The sequence below is a fragment of the Polynucleobacter sp. AP-Titi-500A-B4 genome, from assembly GCF_018688095.1.
Classification (GTDB): domain Bacteria; phylum Pseudomonadota; class Gammaproteobacteria; order Burkholderiales; family Burkholderiaceae; genus Polynucleobacter.
The window spans coordinates 1,691,454-1,710,767 of sequence record NZ_CP061311.1 but is presented as its reverse complement, the minus strand read 5'-3'; the positions used below and the strand labels follow the sequence as shown (position 1 = coordinate 1,710,767).

General features: G+C 47.5%; 15 protein-coding genes. 8 read left to right on the top strand and 7 right to left on the bottom strand.

The window, feature by feature from the left end:
- Positions 1-68: 68 nt before the first annotated feature.
- Together alaS and FD968_RS08570 are read left to right on the top strand one after the other, a co-directional pair.
- On the top strand, positions 69-2,693 hold the full coding sequence (alaS, locus tag FD968_RS08575; protein ID WP_215365566.1) for an alanine--tRNA ligase: 2,625 nt from the start codon (positions 69-71) through the stop codon (positions 2,691-2,693).
- Between the two features lie 14 nt (positions 2,694-2,707).
- Positions 2,708-2,935 carry a sulfurtransferase TusA family protein gene (locus tag FD968_RS08570; RefSeq protein WP_215368123.1) on the top strand — a complete coding sequence of 76 codons (228 nt, stop codon included), beginning with the start codon at positions 2,708-2,710 and terminating at the stop codon, positions 2,933-2,935.
- Positions 2,936-3,014: 79 nt separating this feature from the next.
- Here FD968_RS08570 and galU read toward each other — a convergent pair whose 3' ends face one another.
- On the bottom strand, positions 3,015-3,899 hold the full coding sequence (gene galU / locus FD968_RS08565; protein ID WP_215365565.1) for a UTP--glucose-1-phosphate uridylyltransferase GalU: 885 nt from the start codon (positions 3,897-3,899) through the stop codon (positions 3,015-3,017).
- A 14-nt stretch (positions 3,900-3,913) separates the two neighbouring features.
- Positions 3,914-6,805: a valine--tRNA ligase gene (locus FD968_RS08560; protein WP_215365562.1), complete on the bottom strand. Its 2,892-nt coding sequence runs from the start codon at positions 6,803-6,805 to the stop codon at positions 3,914-3,916.
- 24 nt (positions 6,806-6,829) lie between these two features.
- Here FD968_RS08560 and FD968_RS08555 point away from each other — a divergent pair, with 24 nt between their 5' ends.
- Entirely contained in the window at positions 6,830-9,193 is a 2,364-nt protein-coding gene (locus FD968_RS08555) for a UvrD-helicase domain-containing protein (RefSeq protein WP_215365560.1), read from the top strand.
- Positions 9,194-9,217: 24 nt separating this feature from the next.
- On the opposite strand, the gene FD968_RS08550 is transcribed toward FD968_RS08555, so the two are convergent.
- Genes FD968_RS08550 through FD968_RS08540 form a run of 3 tightly spaced genes read right to left on the bottom strand, consistent with a single transcriptional unit; the run spans position 9,218 to position 11,345 of the window.
- Positions 9,218-9,991, bottom strand: coding sequence for a BPSS1780 family membrane protein (locus FD968_RS08550; RefSeq protein ID WP_215365558.1), 774 nt, complete (start codon positions 9,989-9,991; stop codon positions 9,218-9,220).
- Positions 9,988-10,965 carry a homoserine kinase gene (locus FD968_RS08545; RefSeq protein WP_215365556.1) on the bottom strand — a complete coding sequence of 326 codons (978 nt, stop codon included), beginning with the start codon at positions 10,963-10,965 and terminating at the stop codon, positions 9,988-9,990. Before FD968_RS08545 ends, FD968_RS08550 begins: the two co-directional genes overlap by 4 nt.
- Before the next feature lie 26 nt (positions 10,966-10,991).
- On the bottom strand, positions 10,992-11,345 hold the full coding sequence (locus tag FD968_RS08540; protein ID WP_251367555.1) for a hypothetical protein: 354 nt from the start codon (positions 11,343-11,345) through the stop codon (positions 10,992-10,994).
- Positions 11,346-11,484: 139 nt separating this feature from the next.
- Here FD968_RS08540 and polA point away from each other — a divergent pair, with 139 nt between their 5' ends.
- The 3 genes from polA to FD968_RS08525 are packed head-to-tail and all read left to right on the top strand — an operon-like array spanning position 11,485 to position 16,010.
- The gene (polA, locus tag FD968_RS08535; protein ID WP_215365552.1) at positions 11,485-14,310 is read left to right on the top strand and encodes a DNA polymerase I; all 2,826 of its coding nucleotides are present in this window, start codon (positions 11,485-11,487) and stop codon (positions 14,308-14,310) included.
- Between the two features lie 23 nt (positions 14,311-14,333).
- Positions 14,334-15,230 (top strand): dienelactone hydrolase family protein, encoded by an 897-nt coding sequence (locus tag FD968_RS08530; RefSeq protein WP_215365550.1) that lies wholly within the window; start codon positions 14,334-14,336, stop codon positions 15,228-15,230.
- 6 nt (positions 15,231-15,236) lie between these two features.
- Complete coding sequence (locus tag FD968_RS08525) at positions 15,237-16,010, top strand: ZIP family metal transporter (RefSeq protein WP_215365548.1); 774 nt, start codon at positions 15,237-15,239, stop codon at positions 16,008-16,010.
- 13 nt (positions 16,011-16,023) lie between these two features.
- On the opposite strand, the gene FD968_RS08520 is transcribed toward FD968_RS08525, so the two are convergent.
- Together FD968_RS08520 and FD968_RS08515 are read right to left on the bottom strand one after the other, a co-directional pair.
- On the bottom strand, positions 16,024-16,854 hold the full coding sequence (locus tag FD968_RS08520) for a sulfurtransferase (RefSeq protein WP_215365546.1): 831 nt from the start codon (positions 16,852-16,854) through the stop codon (positions 16,024-16,026).
- Positions 16,855-16,904: 50 nt separating this feature from the next.
- On the bottom strand, positions 16,905-18,011 hold the full coding sequence (locus tag FD968_RS08515) for an SRPBCC family protein (RefSeq protein ID WP_215365544.1): 1,107 nt from the start codon (positions 18,009-18,011) through the stop codon (positions 16,905-16,907).
- Positions 18,012-18,173: 162 nt separating this feature from the next.
- Between FD968_RS08515 and xseB the strand changes: the two genes are divergently transcribed.
- The gene (xseB, locus tag FD968_RS08510) at positions 18,174-18,407 is read left to right on the top strand and encodes an exodeoxyribonuclease VII small subunit (RefSeq protein WP_215365543.1); all 234 of its coding nucleotides are present in this window, start codon (positions 18,174-18,176) and stop codon (positions 18,405-18,407) included.
- 4 nt (positions 18,408-18,411) lie between these two features.
- Positions 18,412-19,305, top strand: coding sequence for a polyprenyl synthetase family protein (locus tag FD968_RS08505; RefSeq protein WP_215365541.1), 894 nt, complete (start codon positions 18,412-18,414; stop codon positions 19,303-19,305).
- Positions 19,306-19,314 lie beyond the last annotated feature (9 nt).

The following is a 19,314-nucleotide window of genomic DNA, read 5'->3' as shown; positions in this document are numbered from 1 at the left end:
GTAAGGCAGGTTTAGGTCCTCTTACCTAGCGTTTGCCCTAGGCTAGTGCCAATGCGATAATTATCGCTATGAAAGTATCCCAAATTCGCCAGGCTTACCTGGATTTCTTTGCCCAAAATGGCCACCAAATTGTCCCGTCCAGCCCCGTAGTTCCTGGGGATGACCCCACTTTGCTGTTTACCAATGCGGGCATGAACCAGTTTAAAGACGTGTTTTTGGGCTTTGATAAGCGCCCCTATAACCGAGCCACCACTGCTCAAAAATGCATACGGGCTGGCGGAAAACACAATGACTTAGATAACGTGGGCTATACCGCTCGTCACCACACCTTTTTTGAGATGTTGGGTAATTTCTCGTTCGGGGACTATTTCAAGAGAGATGCCATTCAGTTTGCCTGGGACTTATTGACCCAAGTCTTTAAGTTGCCGAAAGATAAGCTATTGGTCACTGTCTATGCAGAAGATGACGAAGCCTATGCCATTTGGAAAGACCAAATTGGTGTTCCTGCAGATCGCATCATTCGTATTGGGGACAACAAAGGCGCACGCTACGCATCTGATAATTTTTGGATGATGGGGGACACTGGTCCTTGCGGTCCTTGTACGGAAATTTTCTACGATCACGGCAATCACATTCCAGGTGGCCCACCTGGTAGCCCAGAAGAAGATGGTGACCGTTATATTGAAATTTGGAACAACGTGTTCATGCAGTTCAACCGTGACGAAGCGGGCGTCATGCATCCTCTACCTAAGCCTAGCGTTGACACTGGTATGGGTCTGGAGCGAATTGCAGCAGTCTTGCAACATGTTCACTCGAATTACGAGATTGACCTCTTCGTCAATCTGCTCAAGGCTGCTAAGGATGCGGTCGATGCTGCTGGTGGCGAGAACTGCGATGCTGCAAGTCCCTCATTGAAGGTTATTGCAGATCATATTCGTGCGTGTAGTTTTATTGTGGTCGATGGTGTCATCCCTGGCAATGCGGGGCGTGGTTATGTTCTCCGTCGTATTGCGCGTCGTGCGATTCGCCATGGCTACAAACTGGGCGCACGTAAACCATTCTTCTATCAATTGGTTCCGGCGCTTGTAAAAGAGATGGGCGATGCTTATCCAGAGTTACGTGCTGCACAAGACAAAGTCAGCGAAGTGCTCAAGCAAGAAGAAGAGCGCTTCTTCCAGACCATTGCCAATGGCATGGAAATTTTGGATGGTGCTTTAGCTGGTGGCGCCAAAGTGGTGGATGGCGAAACCGCTTTCCGCTTGCATGACACATTTGGTTTCCCATTGGATTTGACGGCGGATGTTTGTCGTGAACGCGGTGTGACAGTGGATGGCGAAGGTTTTGAACTTGCTATGCAAAAGCAACGCGATCAAGCTAGAGCAGCTGGTAAGTTTAAGGTTGCCCAAGGCCTTGATTACAAAGGTAAGCCTACTCAGTTCCATGGCTACGATACGCTGAAGCATGAAAATGCAAAAGTGACTGCTCTGTATGTTGATGGCTCTGAAGTAGCCTCAGTCAAAGCGGGCGATGCAGCTGTTATCGTGTTGGACAACACCCCTTTCTATGCCGAATCAGGCGGCCAAGTAGGTGATAAAGGCGAGCTTCGCAATGAGTCTGTTCGTTTTTCAGTAGATGACACCTTTAAGATTCAGGCCGATGTCTTTGGACATCAAGGTGAAGTGCTCGAGGGAGAGCTCAAAGTTGGTGATGCTCTGAACGCATTGGTTGATGTTCAGCAAAGAACCGAGACGATGCGCAATCACAGCGCAACCCATATCTTGCATAAAGCCTTGCGTGAAGTTTTGGGTGATCATGTGCAACAAAAGGGCTCTTTAGTAGACGCTACTAAAACCCGTTTTGACTTTACACACAATGCCCCCATCACAGCAGAGCAGATTCGTCGAATTGAAGACATTGTGAATGCAGAGATTTTGGCCAATACGGCTACCTCTGGAAAAGTGATGTCCTTAGATGACGCCCAAAAGACTGGCGCGATGATGCTTTTCGGTGAGAAGTATGGTGATGAAGTGCGAGTTCTAGAAATCGGCACCTCTAAAGAGCTGTGTGGTGGCACTCACGTGTCACGCACTGGCGATATCGGTAGCTTGAAGATTGTTTCTGAAGGTGGCGTCGCTGCTGGTATTCGCCGCGTTGAAGCGGTTACTGGTAATAATGCGTTGCAATTTTTACAAAGCTTGGAAGACAAAATCAATGAAGCTGCCGCAATTCTGAAAACCCATCCAGGCGATTTAGTCAATCGGGTTGCGCAACTGCAAGACAGCTTGCGCCAAGCTGAGCGCGAGCTAGAAAAAGTCAACTCCAAACTCGCTGCTAGCCAAGGTGATGAGTTGGCTGGCCAAGCGATTGATGTGAATGGCTTGAAGGTATTGGCGGCAAGATTAGATGGCGCTGATGCAGGTGTTCTCCGTGAAACCATGGATGCACTCAAAGCAAAACTGAAAACAGCGGCAATTGTCTTGGCTTCCGTTCAAGGCGATAAAGTCAGCTTAATCGCTGGCGTTACTGCTGATTCAATTGGCAAAGTGAAGGCTGGTGATCTGGTGAACTTTGTTGCTCAACAGGTAGGCGGCAAGGGTGGCGGCAAGCCAGAGATGGCCATGGCTGGGGGCAATGATCCAAGTAAATTGGGCGCGGCTTTAGATGGCGTAAAAGATTGGGTGGCTAGCAAATGAGTGAAGTGACGAATATTACTTTTAATGCTGAAGTAGACGCTATCGGGATGAACTGCCCATTACCAATCCTGCGTACCAAGAAGGCCTTGGCAACGATGCAAACGGGTGAGGTTCTCAAAATTAAGGCAACTGATTCAGGAGCTGCTAGAGACTTTCCAGCCTTTGCTAAGCAAACTGGTAACGAGTTAATTGCTAGCACCACTGAAGGTGATGTCTTGGTGTTCTTCTTAAAGAGAAGATAAACAAAGTACGACTAAAAAAGTTTTGATCCAAAGAAAAAGGCAGGAATATCCTGCCTTTTTTGTTTTCTGCCGGAGAGACTTACGTTAAAGAACGACTCTTTAAATAGGCTGCAAAGTCAGTAGACACCTCTGGGTGGCGCAATGCAAATTCCACAGAAGCTTTGAGATAGCCTAATTTGCTACCGCAGTCATAGCGCACGCCATCGTATTCATAAGCAAATACGGGCTCCTCCTTAAGGAGCGAGGCGATCGCGTCGGTTAATTGGATCTCACCGCCTGCACCGGGCTTGAGGTTGCGAATATGCGCAAAAATATCGGAAGAGAGAACGTAGCGACCAACCACAGCCAAGTTGGATGGCGCATCTTTGGGCTGTGGTTTTTCTACGATACCGTTCAAGCGATAAATACCTTTGGCTACTTCTGCGCCGGCGACGATACCGTAAGAACTGCTTTTAGCAGGGTCAATTTTTTCAACCGCAATGACAGAGCCATTTTGCTCATCAAATACCTTCAGCATTTGCTTGAGTACTGGGGGTTGCCCATCCAATAAGTCATCGGCCAGGATGATGGCAAACGGCTCATCACGCACGAGTTTTTCTGCGCACAATACTGCGTGACCTAAACCTAAGGCCTCAGGCTGACGAACGTAGACACAATCCACATGGCTTGGTTTTACGCTACGCACAATATCTAACAGTGCCTGTTTATTTTTGGCTTCGAGTTCAGCCTCCAGCTCATAGGCTTTATCGAAGTGATCTTCAATGGCGCGCTTGCTTCGGCCGGTAACGAAAATCATTTCAGTAATACCAGCCGCAATTGCCTCTTCTACGGCGTACTGAATGAGTGGCTTATCAACGACGTTGAGCATTTCTTTCGGGCTTGCCTTGGTGGCTGGCAAGAAGCGTGTGCCAAGACCAGCAACAGGGAAAACTGCTTTCGTAACGGCTTTGGTAGTCAGTGGCATTGCATATCCAATCTTTATTTAAGGCGCTCTAATTGTGCAACAAGCTTCTCATGATTTTGCTCAAACCCAGCAAGACGTTGTTTTTCTTGGGCTACAACCTCAACTGGGGCGCGGGCCACAAAACTCTCATTACCCAATTTGCTGCGGGCTTTGGTGATTTCATTGGCAAGACGTTCTATTTCTTTACTAAGACGAGCCCGTTCAGCAGCCACATCGACCTCAATCTTCAGTAAGAGTTTGATGTCGCCCACTAAGGCAATCGGAGCGCCCGGAGCATCTTTTTCGAGAGCGGATTCATCGCTATAGATTTTGACTTCTGTGAGTTTTGCCAGCGCAAGCAAATAGGGTGTTGCTTTTTGTAAGAAGGTATCAGGACCGTAAATCCACAGCGGGACTTTTTGGCCTGGGGGCACTTGCATCTCGCCGCGGAGATTTCTACAGGCATCCACAATTGCTTTCACTTGTGCAACCCATGCTTCACTTTTCTCATCAATCTTTTCGGGTTGAGAAATCGGGTAGGGCTGAAGTGCAATCGTTTGCTTGGTTTGTTTTGCTAACTCTTTACCAGACTTTGGTCCAACGGTTTGCCAGAGTGTTTCGGTAATGAATGGAATCAAGGGATGGGCCATGCGCAAAATTGTTTCCAGAACACGCAGCAAAGTACGACGTGTCGCACGCTGTTGGGCAGGTGTGCCAGTTTGCAGTTGCACTTTGGCAAGCTCCAAGTACCAATCGCAATACTCATCCCAGACAAACTGATAGATGCTGCTAGCAATATTGTCAAAGCGATAGTTTTCAAAACCTTTTGCAACGTCTGCTTCTGTTCTTTGTAATTGAGAAACAATCCATTTGTCTGCCGGAGAAAAATCGAGATAACCTTCAGGACCGCATTGGTTGTCGCAGGGCGCCAAGCCATTGTCTTCATCGCCACCAGGGCAGTTCATTAAAACAAAGCGAGTGGCATTCCAAAGTTTGTTGCAGAAATTGCGATAGCCTTCACAACGCTTCTGATCAAAGTTGATGTTGCGGCCGAGTGAAGCAAGAGATGCAAAGGTGAAGCGCAATGCATCCGTACCAAATGCCGGAATACCCTCCGGAAATTCTTTTTTAGTTTTCTTGCTAATGCTTTCAGCTTGTTTTGGGTTCATTAAGCCAGTAGTGCGCTTACCCACTAACTCCTCAATTTTGATGCCATCAATCAAATCGATCGGATCCAGAGTATTGCCTTTGGACTTACTCATTTTTTGGCCTTCGGCATCACGCACTAAGCCATGAACATACACGGTATGGAATGGTACTTTGCCGGTGAAGTGACAGGTCATCATGACCATGCGAGCTACCCAGAAGAAGATGATGTCAAAACCAGTCACTAATACTGATGAAGGTAGGAAGTGATTTAAAGCAGGCGTTTCATCGGGCCAGCCTAATGAACTAAATGGCACCAGAGCTGAACTAAACCACGTATCGAGAACATCTGGGTCGCGATTCAGATTGCCGGTGTAGCCAGCTACAGCAGCTTTAGCCTTAGCCTCGTCTTCAGAGCGGGCAACAAAAATCTGGCCATCATCGCCATACCAGGCGGGAATTTGATGGCCCCACCAGAGTTGACGAGAAATACACCAGTCTTGAATATTCTCTAACCACTGTGTGTAGGTATTAATCCAGTTTTCTGGCACCAGTTTGATGTCGCCTTTGGTCACAGCATCTAATGCCGCGCCAGCAATCGATGAGCCTGGTTGATATTGGTTATCTGGACTGGGTTTAGACATCGCTACAAACCACTGGTCCGTCAGCATTGGCTCAATGATGGTTTGGGTACGATCGCCACGTGGCACCATTAATTTATGCGGCTGAACTTTTTCTAATAAACCAGCCGCATCTAAGTCGGAAACAATTTGTTTGCGAGCAGCAAAGCGCTCCATGCCTTGATAAGTAGCAGGCGCATTCTCATTAATCTTGGCGTCCAAAGTGAGAATGTTGATTAATGGCAATTGATGGCGCTGTCCTACTGCATAGTCATTGAAGTCGTGTGCAGGGGTTACCTTCACGACACCAGTGCCGAAGTTCAAATCAACATAGTCATCCGCAATGATCGGAATTTCCCGGTCACATAAAGGTAAATTGACTGACTTACCAATGAGGTGCTTGTAGCGCTCATCTTCTGGGTTCACCATCACTGCAACGTCACCCAGCAGGGTTTCTGGGCGGGTGGTAGCAACAGTCAGGTGGCCTGAGCCATCAGTCAGTGGATAGCGGATGTGCCACATAGAGCCATCTTCTTCTTCGCTGACCACTTCTAGATCAGAAACTGCAGTTCCTAAAACAGGATCCCAGTTTACTAAGCGCTTGCCGCGATATATCAAACCTTGCTCGTGCAGGCGCACAAATACTTCAACCACCGCTTTGGACATCTTGCTGTCCATTGTGAAATATTCTTTACCCCAATCTATCGATGCGCCTAAGCGACGAATTTGACGAGTAATGGTATTGCCGGAAGTTTCTTTCCATTCCCAGACTTTTTCTAGGAACTTTTCACGTCCTAAGTCATGGCGTGAAACTTTTTGGGCATCGAGTTGACGCTCAACAACAATTTGCGTAGCAATACCCGCGTGGTCAGTCCCGGGAACCCACAAGGTATTTTTGCCAGACATACGAGCATGACGCACTAAGCCATCCATGATGGTTTGATTAAATGCGTGACCCATATGCAGTGTCCCGGTGACGTTGGGCGGTGGGAGCTGAATCGAAAAATCGCCTTTACCTTCATCCATGCTGGCGTCAGCAATACCTCTGCTTTCCCACTCCGGCCCCCAATAAGCTTCAATCGGGGCGGGTTCATAGGATTTGGCCAGTTCGTCAACCGAACCGGCTGCTGGTGAATTAGGGGTATTTGAGGCATTTGGCATAAGAGGCAAATTATAATTGGGCTGATGTACTCAGACTTGCTCGCGAACCTCAATCCAGAACAGCGCGAGGCAGTGACCCTCCCGCCTGTTAATCCAAATGGCCAAGCCCAATCAGCCTTGATTCTGGCTGGTGCTGGTAGCGGTAAGACGCGCGTCCTAACCACCCGTATAGCCTGGCTGATCCAAACAGGTCAGGTATCGCCTATTGGCGTGCTTGCAGTTACCTTTACCAATAAAGCTGCCAAAGAGATGATGGTGCGCCTAAGTGCCATGCTGCCCATTAACACACGAGGCATGTGGATTGGCACCTTTCATGGCCTATGTAATCGTTTATTGCGTGCCCACCATAAAGAAGCGGGCTTGCCATCTACCTTTCAAATTTTGGATACTCAGGATCAGCTTTCTGCCATTAAGCGTCTTTTGAAAGGTTTAAAGGTAGATGATGAGAAGTATCCGCCTAAGCAATTGCAATATTTCATTGCTCACGCCAAAGAGCGTGGTCAGCGCGCCAAAGATTTATCGGTAGGTGATGACTTTCAGGCGAAGATGGCGCAACTCTATGCTGCATACGATGAGCAGTGTCAACGTGAGGGCGTGGTCGATTTCGCAGAACTACTCTTACGTAGTTATGAATTGCTCAAACATAGCGAACCCATTCGTACGCATTATCAAGAACGCTTTCGTCACATCTTGATTGACGAGTTCCAAGATACTAATGCTTTGCAATACGCTTGGCTCAAGCTGCTTTCTGGACATGACGCCAGTAAAGTCAATGTCAGCGGCATGGGTAGCAGTTCTGTATTTGCAGTTGGCGATGACGATCAAAGTATTTATGCATTCCGTGGAGCGGATGTTGAGAACATGCGCCTCTATGAGAAGCAATTTCATCCGCTGCTAGTTAAGCTTGAGCAAAACTACCGCTCGCATGGCCATATTCTGGATACTGCGAATCACCTCATTGCCAATAACTCAGAGCGCCTTGGTAAAAACCTGCGGACCGATGCGGGGCATGGCGAGCCAGTCCGCATCTACGAGGCGCCAAGCGATCATGCAGAAGCAGCTTGGTTGGTCGATGAGATCAAGGCGCTAATCAATAGTGGAATCAGACGCACCGAAGTAGCTTTGCTCTATCGCAGCAATGCACAGTCACGCATCATTGAGCACGCGCTGTTCTCTGCTGCTATTCCGTACCGTGTATATGGCGGTTTGCGATTCTTCGAACGGGCTGAAATTAAACATGCACTCGCTTATTTGCGTTTACTAGAAAACCCAAATGATGACACTTCATTCTCACGCGTAGTCAACTTCCCCACTAGAGGTATCGGTGCAAGGTCGATTGAAGCTCTACAAGATGCTGCAAGAGCGCAGCAATGTTCTTTATATACTGCGGCTTCATCGCTTGAGGGTAAAGCTGGCGCTGCTTTAGGTGGCTTCATTCGCTTGGTTGATCACATGCGTGAGGCGACCCGTCATAACACCCTGCCAGAAACAGTCGAGTTTGTGATTCAGCATAGTGGCTTGATTCAACACTATCTATCTGAGCGCGAAGGACAAGACCGTGTAGAAAACTTACAAGAATTAATTAACGCTGCAACTGCTTTTATTGCGGAAGAGGGTTATGGCCAAGATGCCGCCGCCGCGATGTTGCCCGGTGAGAACGCTCCAGGTGTTGTGGAAGTTTCTCCATTGGCCGCTTTCTTATCCCATGCTTCATTAGAGGCTGGTGATAACCAGGCTCAAGCAGGCCAAGACGCTGTGCAATTGATGACAGTGCACTCAGCCAAAGGTTTGGAATTCACCTCAGTCTTTATTACTGGCCTTGAAGAGGGATTATTCCCTCATGAGAATAGTATCAACGAGCAAAACGGTCTTGAAGAAGAGCGTCGCTTGATGTATGTGGCGATTACTCGTGCTAAAGAGCGTCTCTATTTGTCGCACACACAATCACGCATGCTGCATGGCCAAGTGCGCTACAACATGCCTTCCCGATTCTTAGAAGAGTTACCTGCAGAATCATTGAAGTGGCTGACCCCGAAAGCAAAAGATGCGCGTTGGGGTGGTAGCACTAGATCAGGTTCGACTTGGCAGGATGGCTATACCCGTCAACGTGAGTATGAGTCTAATGATTTCTTTGATTCTGGCAGCGAGCGCCCACGACCCGCTAAACGAGTAGGCTCTGCATCAATGGAAGTGAAGCGCTTGGCATCACCGCCACGGGGTGATTACCCCTTTAGAGTTGGGCAGAATGTCTTTCACACTAAATTTGGTGAGGGTCGTGTTACGGGTCTAGAGGGTGTCGATGCAGATGCCCGCGCACAAGTGAACTTTAAGCGTCACGGCATTAAGTGGTTGCAACTCAGCATTGCCAAACTTGCTGCAATTGATTGAGCGGTAAACCTCAATTTGTAAAATTTATAGAATCACTTCGTCTTCGGTAAAGCACGCTTTCCAGGTGGCATAGAAAGAGCAGTGCATGACTGTTAATCCGGCCATGGAAATGGGCGCGATGATGAAGGATGCAGCTTGACCAAAATCGAGAGCATCAAACACCATGCCAATACTCAATGGAATCGCAATGAGTACGGCACTCCAAATAGCAAGATAGAAAAAGAAGGCTGCTTTATTTGTCCAGCAGGCTAGCCAGCTCGAAAATAGGGCTTGTCCAAGTGACATATCTGCCCAGGCCACCAGAATAGGTGAGAACCACATCACCATCGCTACCGGAATATATAGGATGGCACCAAAGAACAATACCAAATAGATTTGGCGAAAAGCTTCTGGTGTAATCGCTTTGTCGCTGGTCATGAGCGGTAGGAGCAATTCAAAATCAACCAAGAGACTTAAAACAAAACTCAGCAGAAGAATGAGGGCTGCATAGACCAGCCCTAGCTGCAGCATCCGTTTACGAATTAAGTCGCCAGACTGAAGTGCTATCAAATACACCGTAGGACGAATACGCTCTTTTTGAATTGCTTGGCGACAAGCCGTCATAAAACCAACCGATAAAGTGGGCGTTAAGAGCAGAACTGCAAACACTCCAATGACAGGAATCATGACGGCGAGCTGCGCGACAAAGACATACATAAACACCAGCATCAAAAAGCCCAAGGGGTTTTGCTTAAACAGCCAAATGCCTTGCCTGATCCAGGTGTAACCTTCTTTTGGGATAACTGAATTGAGTTTCATGAGGACCGACGACTGAGAAGAATGCGTTCAAAATGGGTTGGATCATGTGGTGTCAGCATCTGTGCATCACGGGGTAGATAAAAATCCCAGAGACGAGACACCCAAAAACGGAGGGCGGCAGCGCGAATCATCAGGAGCCAGCTGGCTTGTTCTTCCTTTGTCAGCGGGCGGACAGCCTGATAGGCTTGCATGAGGGCATCAAAGCGGACAGGATCAAGATCTTGCTTGTTCTCGGCTAGGCACCAATCATTTACGGTCACAGCAAGATCAAATAACCATTTGTCCGTACCTGCAAAATAAAAATCAAAGAAGCCGCCGAGTTGATCATTCCTGGTATCGCTTGAGCCTTTTGGGTCAAACAAGACATTGTCTCTAAAGAGATCGCAATGGCTTGCACCTTGCGGCAAAAGATCGTAATCACTGGAGGCAAAAAATGCTTCTTGCGAGGCAAGCTCATGTGTGAGTAAATCTTTTTGGGAAGAATTTAAGTGCGGTAATACCAGTGGAATGGTTTGTTGCCACCAACCAAGACTGCGAAGATTTTCTTGTGACTTTGGAAAGTCTTTTCCTGCTAAGTGCATCTTAGCCAACATCTCGCCAACTAGGGCGCAGTGCTTTGCTTCTGGTTGCATGCGTGATAAGCCTGGGAGCTTGCTCACAATCGCGGCTGGCTTGCCTTTGAGTGAGAAAAGAATCTCACCTTGCTTATTTTCAATTGGCTTAGGAACCGGGATGCCTTTATTGGCCAAGTGGCGCATCAACTCTAGGTAGTAGGGCAGTTGTTCTGCAGACAATCTTTCGAAGATGGTTAGAACGTATTCCTGTTTTTTGCCATCCTTAATAGCATCCAAAAAGAAATTGGAGTTTTCAATGCCACCATGAATACCGCGAAGATCACTCGCCTCACCAATATTGAAATACTGAGAGATCCATGGAGAAATCTCACTCAGTTCAACGTTTGTAAATACAGCCATAAAGCAGCGACTATGCTTTCAATTCTTTACTGAATTGGGATGCTGATGCTAGGTACGCTCAAGAGGCCTCCATCACCAGATTGGGGTCCTGGCATTACGGAGTCAGGAGGCGACATCTCATAAGTGGTGTATTTCGTTTTCACTTGTACTTGGGTTGGACTATTGGCGTCTTTGTACTCAGTGATTTCAGTACCAGTGGCTTCCCTGTGCTGGAAACTCGGCTGGCGACTTTGTGGGTTACTCAGGACGCCTGCAGGACTGACCGTAGGCGCAAGTGGCTGGTTATTGATACGGTTAAGCTCAGATTGGCTGAGAGCACTGTTATTCTGAGCCTGTGCCGATCCTGCTCCAAAGAGGCTAAAAACCACCAAAAAGCTCATGAGAGCGAGATTTTGGCTGAAGGTATGGCTAAATAAGTTTGTTAGAGCATGCATCATTTTTCACCTTTTTTGACCTACTCTCGGGCGGTTCTTTAACCAGACCTGTAGGCAATTCACAACTAGATTGTACGATTGCGGTATGACTAAACATAGACTCTTGTTGGTAGACGGTTCTAGCTACCTCTACCGCGCCTTTCACGCTATGCCAGACCTCAGAAATGGGGCTGGAGAGCCTACTGGCGCCATATATGGCATGGTCAATATGATGCGCCGGGCCAGATCTGAGCTCAAGGCTGACCATATTGCCTGCGTCTTTGATGCCAAAGGCAAGACATTCCGGGATGAAATGTACTCCGAGTACAAGGCCCACCGCTCTCCCATGCCTGAGGATTTGGTCAAACAAATCGAGCCTATTCATGCGATGGTCAAGGCTTTAGGTTGGCCAGTTTTAATGGTGTCAGGAGTGGAGGCTGATGACGTCATTGGTACTTTGGCTACTCAAGCAACCCAAGCGGGTTGGGAAACTATTATTTCCACTGGCGATAAAGATTTGGCGCAGTTAGTCAATCCTACTGTCACGCTGATCAATACGATGACAAATGAGAAATTAGATATTGCAGGTGTTAAAGAAAAATTTGGCGTGCCTCCGGAACTCATCGTCGACTACTTATCCATTATTGGTGATGCTGTTGATAACGTACCGGGCGTTCCTAAGGCCGGACCCAAAACTGCTAATAAATGGCTGGCAGAGTTTGGCAATCTTGATAATTTGATGACCAATGCTGATCAGGTCAAAGGGGTTGTCGGAGAAAATCTCCGCGCGAGTTTAGATTGGTTGCCACAAGCGCGCCAACTCATTACGGTCAAAACGGATTGCGATTTATCCCCCCATTTACCGGGCCTTGATGATTTGCATGCCAAGCCAGAAGATGCGGCATTATTGCGAGAGCTATTCGAGCGCTATGCTTTTAAGACCTGGCTGCGCGATGTTGAAAAGCAGCTAACAGGCCCAGAAAATAAGGGTTCTGAGGCGCCTGCATTTGATTTGGCTGGCACACCCATTAAGAGTGATGCAGAAGACAGCGATGCTAAAAAATCACGTGTCATTGCTAGCTCCCCAACCAAAGTTTTATCGCAAGACATGACTGATGTACAAGGTGCGATTGAGCGCAACTATGAGTGCGTCACTGATGAGCTTGCTTTAGAGAAGTGGTTGAAAAAAATTGAGAGTGCACAACTAACAGCGGTGGATACTGAGACAACCAGCCTAGACGCATTAGCTGCAGAACTTGTTGGAATCTCTTTGTCAGTCAAGCCGGGTGAAGCTTGTTATATTCCTGTCGCGCATCGCAATGGCGAAGTTCAACTCAATCGTGACGCTGTACTTGCAAAATTAAAACCGTGGCTAGAAAGTGCAAGCCATTTAAAAGTAGGTCAAAACTTAAAGTACGACGCGCATATTTTTGCAAACTATGGAATTACTCTGGGTGGTGTTGCATTTGATACGCTACTGGAGTCCTATGTGCTGGAGTCACACCTTCCGCATAATATGGATAGCCTGGCTGAACGCCATCTAGGTATGAAAACGATCCGCTACGAAGAGGTTTGTGGCAAGGGCGTTCATCAAATTGGCTTTGACCAAGTAGACCTCAAGATTGCTACCGACTATGCGGCAGAAGATGCAGACATTACCCTGCGCCTACATCTGGAGCTTTGGCCCCAGATTCAGGAAAGCCCAGGCTTACTGTATGTCTATGAAAACATCGAGATGCCTGCAATGCGTGTTTTGGGAATCATGGAGCGTAACGGCATTCGAATTGATTCAGCGCTATTGGGTAAGCAAGGGCAACAGGTTGGCAAGCGCCTCTTAGAGCTTGAGGGTGAGATTCACCAATTGGCGGGTCAACCATTCAATATTCAATCGCCTAAACAAATTGCTGAAATTTTGTTCGTGCAACTGGAATTGCCAGTGATTAAGAAAACACCATCGGGTGCACCCTCAACCGATGAAGAGGTCTTGCAAAAATTGGCCGAAGACTATCCGTTGCCAGAACGCATCTTGGACTATCGTAGTTTGGCTAAGTTGATGTCAACCTATATTGAGAAGCTTCCACGCATGGCCGACCCTCAAACAGGGCGCGTGCATACCAACTTCTCACAAGCCACTGCAGTCACTGGTCGCTTGGCGTCTAGTGATCCAAACTTACAAAATATTCCCGTGCGTACCGAAGAGGGTCGTCGGATTCGGGAGGCATTTATTCCTGCTGACGGTTGCAAGCTGTTATCGGCAGACTATTCTCAAATTGAGTTGCGCATCATGGCACATATTGCCGAAGATGAGAATCTCTTAGCTGCCTTTAGGGGCGGTAAGGATGTACACCAAGCAACCGCTGCAGAAATTTTTGGCATTCCCTTAGATGAGGTGAATTCAGAGCAACGTCGTTATGCCAAGGTCATTAACTTCGGTCTTATTTATGGCATGAGTGCATTTGGATTGGCAGGTAACTTGGGTATTGAACGTTCTGCTGCGCAAAACTATATTGCGAAATACTTTGATCGTTATCCCGGTGTTGCTCAATACATGGAGCGCACTCGTCTAGAGGCGAGAGAGAATGGCTATGTTGAAACTGTTTTTGGTCGACGTCTCTGGTTGCCCGAAATTAAAGGCTCAAATGGCCCTCGTCGTCAGGGTGCCGAACGTGCTGCGATTAATGCCCCGATGCAAGGAACTGCAGCCGATCTCATTAAGCTTGCCATGATTGCGGTAGAAGACTGGCTTGAAAAAGAGCAACTCAAGACTAAGTTATTGCTGCAGGTGCATGATGAATTGGTATTTGATGTACCTTTTGATGAAATCGATCTATTGCAAGCAAAGCTACCTGATTTAATGTGCAATGTGGCCCAGTTAAAGGTCCCATTGGTTGTTAGCATTGGGATTGGCGATAATTGGGAAGAAGCGCACTAAAAAGTTGCTAGGAGACTAAAACGATGAACGATAAGACACAGAACAGCAGAAGAAACTTTATGAAGACCTCAGTAGCTGGTGCTACTGCATTGCGCACCGCTGTCTCTGCAATGGGTGTTGGCTTTGTGGCCGCCTCTGAGCCTGTAATGGCAGCTGCTATTGAAACAGATTTTAAGGGGCTAAAAGTTGGCGAGCAGATGATTCCGATTGGCAGTTACCAGTTGCCCGCTTATATTTCTCGTCCAGAAAATGCTAAAGGCAATTTGCCGATCATCATCGTCGTGAGTGAAATTTTTGGCGTGCATGAATACATTGCTGATGTCACTCGCCGTTTTGCCAAGCTTGGATATCTTGCTATTGCCCCAGAGTTTTTTACTCGCGCAGGCGACCCTAATACTTACGGCACCATTGCAGAAATACAGTCAAACATCGTTGCTAAAACACCAGATGCACAAGTCTTAAATGATTTGCAGGGTGCCTTGGTGTGGGCTGGTAAGAATGGTGGCGACTTGAAGCGCGTTGGCGTGACTGGCTTCTGTTGGGGTGGTCGTATTACTTGGTTATCTGCAACCTTGCCACAAGTTAAGGCTGGCGTTGCTTGGTATGGAAGGGTGATTGGCGAGAAAACCGAAAATAGCCCACGTCATCCGGTAGATCTAGCGGCAGATTTAAAAGCCCCAGTACTCGGCTTGTATGGTGGTGCTGATACTGGCATTTCCTTGGAGAGCGTTGAGCAAATGCGTGCAGCGCTTGCGCAAGCGGCCCCAAAAAATCCTGCAGCTAAAGCCTCTCTCATTGAGGTCTACCCAGATGCACCCCATGCTTTTCATGCCGACTATCGTGCAACGTATCGTGAAGGCCCTGCTAAAGATGGTTGGGAGAAGTGCATCGCATGGTTTAAGAAAATGGGCGTAGCGTAACCCTTCATGACGGTTCTCCAAAGTATCCTCTTGGTTACGGCATTAGCAGGAACAGCTAGCGTATTAGTGGCTGCTAGTTGTTCCCTGGCAATGCTCTCTAAGATGGTGAACAACATGGTCAGTTTGTCAGTAGGTATTCTGCTGGCGACTGCTTTGTTGCACTCATTGCCTGAGGCCTTCAATATGGAAGGTACGAATCCCCAGTTGTTATTTGCGACTTTGTTGGCTGGACTATTAGGCTTTTTCCTATTGGAAAAAATTGCGCTATTGCGTCACGACCATCATCACGAAGGAGATGGTCATCACCATCATCATGGGCATGATGCGGAAAATGCAGGGCGTAGCGGATGGATGATTTTGGTAGGCGATGGTATTCATAATTTTGTCGATGGTATTTTGATTGCTGCGGCTTTTATGGCTGACTATCAAGTGGGCATCTTCACAGCAATTGCCATCATTGCCCACGAGATTCCGCAAGAGATTGGTGACTTCATTGTTTTGCTCAATGCTGGATTCTCCCGCGCTCGTGCCTTGTTTTATAACTTCATTTGCGGCTTATCTGCTGTGGTTGGTGGGGTATTAGCGTATTTCTTCTTGGAGCACGCGCATGCCGCTATGCCCTATTTGCTGGTGATTGCTTCCAGCAGTTTTATTTACATTGCGGTGAGTGATCTCATACCGCAAATGCATCGTCGCCCACACTGGGCAGAGTCATTGCGTCAAACAGTCTTGATCGCCTGCGGCGTAGGGTTTGTGATCCTGCTATCTTTGCTGCACTAATTTCAAGCAGTGATTAGAGTTCGATTGGCCTGCTGGAATCAGCACACCACTCACTCCAGCTACCCGCATACAGGCGTGAACCTTTCAGCCCTGCCAATTCCATTGCGAGTAGATTATGGCAAGCGGTAACGCCAGAGCCACATTGATGAATCACATCAGATGGTTTGATCGGACCTAGTAATTCAACAAAATCTTTAAAGAGTTGCTCTGCAGGTTTAAAGGCAGTCGCAGATAGATTTTCTTTAAAGAAATGATTGATTGCGCCAGGAATATGCCCTGCAATTGGATCTAGGGTTTCATTTTGACCATGAAAGCGATCATTGGCGCGTGCATCCATGACAGTGTGTTTTTTACTTTCTAGGTTGCCTACCACCTCTTCTACCGATACTAGGCCAACATACTCTCTCGGCTCAATCGCTTGTGATGCAGGTATTGGCTTGCGCGGTACGGTGCCCATAGGCCCATTCCAAGCATCTAGGCCGCCATCTAAAACTTGGACATTGGCATGACCGGTGGCCTTGAGCATCCACCATAAGCGGCTTGCATAGACTGAACCTTGCTTGTCATAAGCAACCACTAGGGTATTTGGAGTAATACCTAAACGGGTTTTGGTTTGTGCCCAAGCTTCTGGGGTTGGCAAAGGGTGTCTGCCATTTTTACCTGTTTTGCTGCCTGACATATCGTGGTCAAGGTCAACATAAATGGCCCCAGGAATATGGCTTTCTTCGTAAGCTTTTTTACCAGCTAGTGGATCCACTAAATCAAAGCGGCAATCGCAGAGCAATACATCCTCTCCACTATTAATGATTTCTTCTAACTGGTTTGCGGTAATTAGAGGAGTCATGATGCTTCCTATGGTTTAGTGACAAGAGATATTTAAAGCTAGCGTCTAGATTATGCGCCCTGAAAATTCATTGCGCGACGGTACCATTCATGAAAATGTTGCATGCCATCTTCCATTGGGCTCTGATAAGGGCCCACTTCATTGACGCCGCGGGCAAGCAGTGCTGCTCTTCCTTGATCCATGCGTTCAGCGATTTCATCATCCTCAATGCAGGTTTCCATATAAGCAGCACGCTCCGCTTCTACGAACTCGCGCTCGAATAGGGCGATTTCTTCAGGGTAGTAAAACTCCACGATGTTACGAGTCTTGTTTACGCCCATGGGATATAGAGTAGACACACAGAGAACGCCTGGATACCACTCCACCATCACATTGGGGTAATAGGTAAGCCAAATCGCCCCATGGCGAGGGGCTTTACCGTCAAATTGGCGCAATACTGCCTCATGCCAATGGCGATAAGTGGGCGATCCTGGATTCTTGAGATCTTTGTGAATGCCGACTGTTTGTACGCTATGCCAATCACCAAATTCCCAATGCAAGTCTTCACAAGAAACAAATTTGCCTAAGCCAGGATGAAACGGAGCAACGTGGTAATCCTCAAGATAGACCTCGATGAAGGTTTTCCAGTTGTAGTTGCATTCATGTACTTCCACATGATCAAGTAGATAACCATCAAATTTGAGGTCATCAGCAACACCCAATTTCGCAAGATCTGCGCGGACATCACGCGCACCTTCAAATAAGAGGCCTTGCCAATTTTGCAATGGTGATTTACCAAGATTTAAGCAGGGCTTATCTTCAAAGTGTGGCGCCCCTAACAAATTGCCACCCAAGTCATAGGTCCAGCGATGTAAGGGGCAAACAATATTTTCTGCTTTGCCTTTGCCATTGAGCATGAGTGCTTGGCGATGACGGCAGACGTTAGAAAGTAGTTCAACACCCTCGTGATTACGAACCAGGATGCGACCTTCATTTTCTGCGCTTAAAGTTTGATAGGAGCCAATTTCAGGCACCATGAGTTCGTGGCCAACATAGCCAGGACCCTGCTTAAAAAGCAGTTCAATTTCCCGCTGATACAAATCAGCGTCAAAATATGCCGAAACCGGCAGTTGTAGATTGGACGGCGCAAGCTTCTGCGCGGTAGCCAGATTAGTCATTCTCCCCACCCCCGAAAACGTCAGCCGAAGCTAAGCGGAATAACCAATCCAACCATCGACGGATCGATATTGGAAAGGAAGGGGTGGATTATACCCATCTGAGGGGCTTCTCGCTTTAATATGTAGGGCTATCCGTGTGGGAATTACGAAGGAAACCAGCTTATGCCAGCCAAGAAGTCAGAGAGTCAAAAACCAGGCCTTGAGGTCCAGATCGACCCAGATCTTCGCTATGAGCAAGCTGTCAAAGAGCTCGAAAAGCTGATTTCTGACATGGAGTCTGGCAAATTTTCTTTAGAAGAGACTTTGTTGGCTTATCAACGTGGCGCAGCCTTACTCAAACATTGCCAAGGCGTTCTTGCGCAAGTTGAGCAGCAAGTGCGCGTATTCGAGGCTTAATTTAATGCCTGTTTTTCAATTTCAAGACTGGATTACTGCGCACTCGGAACGTACCGAATCCGCGCTAGATCGTTTGCTTGATTCTGCGCAAACGATACCCAATCGTTTGCATGAAGCTATGCGTTATGCAGCACAAGGTGGCGGCAAACGGATTCGTCCACTATTGGTTTATGCCGCTGGTCAATTAGGAGATCACAAAGAAAATAGTGATGCCTTAGATGCAGCTGCAGTGGCTATTGAATGCATTCATGCGTATTCATTGGTGCATGATGACTTGCCATGTATGGATGATGATGATTTACGTCGTGGTAGACCAACTGTACATAAAGCGTTTGATGAGGCGACTGCATTATTGGTTGGTGATGCATTACAAACCCGCGCTTTTGAAGTTCTCGCGAATGCGCGCTGTGACGCCAACATTCGATTACGCATGATTGCAGTCTTAGCCTCAGCCTCAGGGTCTCGAGGTATGGCTGGTGGCCAGGCGATTGACTTGGAGAGCGTCGGTAAAAAATTGGATTTGGTAGGTCTGCAACAAATGCACGCCATGAAGACGGGTGCCTTACTTTCTTGCGCAGTAGAACTTGGCGGTATTGCTGCCAATCTCGATGCCGATCAATTAGCACAATTACAAAAATATTCAACGGCTCTGGGCTTGGCTTTTCAGATCGTGGATGACGTCCTAGATGCCACGGCAGATAGCCAAACTCTCGGAAAAACTGCCGGCAAAGATGCCGCCAATGACAAGCCAACCTATGTCACCTTGATGGGTTTAGACTATGCACAGCAACAAGCAAAAGAGTTGCAAGAAACCGCTATTACAAGCTTAGATGGTTTTGGGGAAAAAGCTCAAGCCTTAAAAGATTTAGCCCTCTTGGTTGTCAATAGAGGCAAATGACACAAATTA

Excerpts from the sequence above, each read along its gene's own strand:
- FD968_RS08525 (WP_215365548.1), top strand. The coding sequence starts at position 15,237 with ATGACGGTTCTCCAAAGTATCCTCTTGGTTACGGCATTAGCAGGAACA.
- FD968_RS08505 (WP_215365541.1), top strand. The coding sequence starts at position 18,412 with ATGCCTGTTTTTCAATTTCAAGACTGGATTACTGCGCACTCGGAACGT.
- FD968_RS08550 (WP_215365558.1), bottom strand. The coding sequence starts at position 9,991 with ATGAAACTCAATTCAGTTATCCCAAAAGAAGGTTACACCTGGATCAGG.
- polA (WP_215365552.1), top strand. The coding sequence starts at position 11,485 with ATGACTAAACATAGACTCTTGTTGGTAGACGGTTCTAGCTACCTCTAC.
- FD968_RS08540 (WP_251367555.1), bottom strand. The coding sequence starts at position 11,345 with ATGAGCTTTTTGGTGGTTTTTAGCCTCTTTGGAGCAGGATCGGCACAG.
- xseB (WP_215365543.1), top strand. The coding sequence starts at position 18,174 with ATGCCAGCCAAGAAGTCAGAGAGTCAAAAACCAGGCCTTGAGGTCCAG.
- FD968_RS08560 (WP_215365562.1), bottom strand. The coding sequence starts at position 6,805 with ATGCCAAATGCCTCAAATACCCCTAATTCACCAGCAGCCGGTTCGGTT.
- galU (WP_215365565.1), bottom strand. The coding sequence starts at position 3,899 with ATGCCACTGACTACCAAAGCCGTTACGAAAGCAGTTTTCCCTGTTGCT.
- alaS (WP_215365566.1), top strand. The coding sequence starts at position 69 with ATGAAAGTATCCCAAATTCGCCAGGCTTACCTGGATTTCTTTGCCCAA.
- FD968_RS08555 (WP_215365560.1), top strand. The coding sequence starts at position 6,830 with ATGTACTCAGACTTGCTCGCGAACCTCAATCCAGAACAGCGCGAGGCA.
- FD968_RS08515 (WP_215365544.1), bottom strand. The coding sequence starts at position 18,011 with ATGACTAATCTGGCTACCGCGCAGAAGCTTGCGCCGTCCAATCTACAA.
- FD968_RS08530 (WP_215365550.1), top strand. The coding sequence starts at position 14,334 with ATGAACGATAAGACACAGAACAGCAGAAGAAACTTTATGAAGACCTCA.
- FD968_RS08545 (WP_215365556.1), bottom strand. The coding sequence starts at position 10,965 with ATGGCTGTATTTACAAACGTTGAACTGAGTGAGATTTCTCCATGGATC.
- FD968_RS08520 (WP_215365546.1), bottom strand. The coding sequence starts at position 16,854 with ATGACTCCTCTAATTACCGCAAACCAGTTAGAAGAAATCATTAATAGT.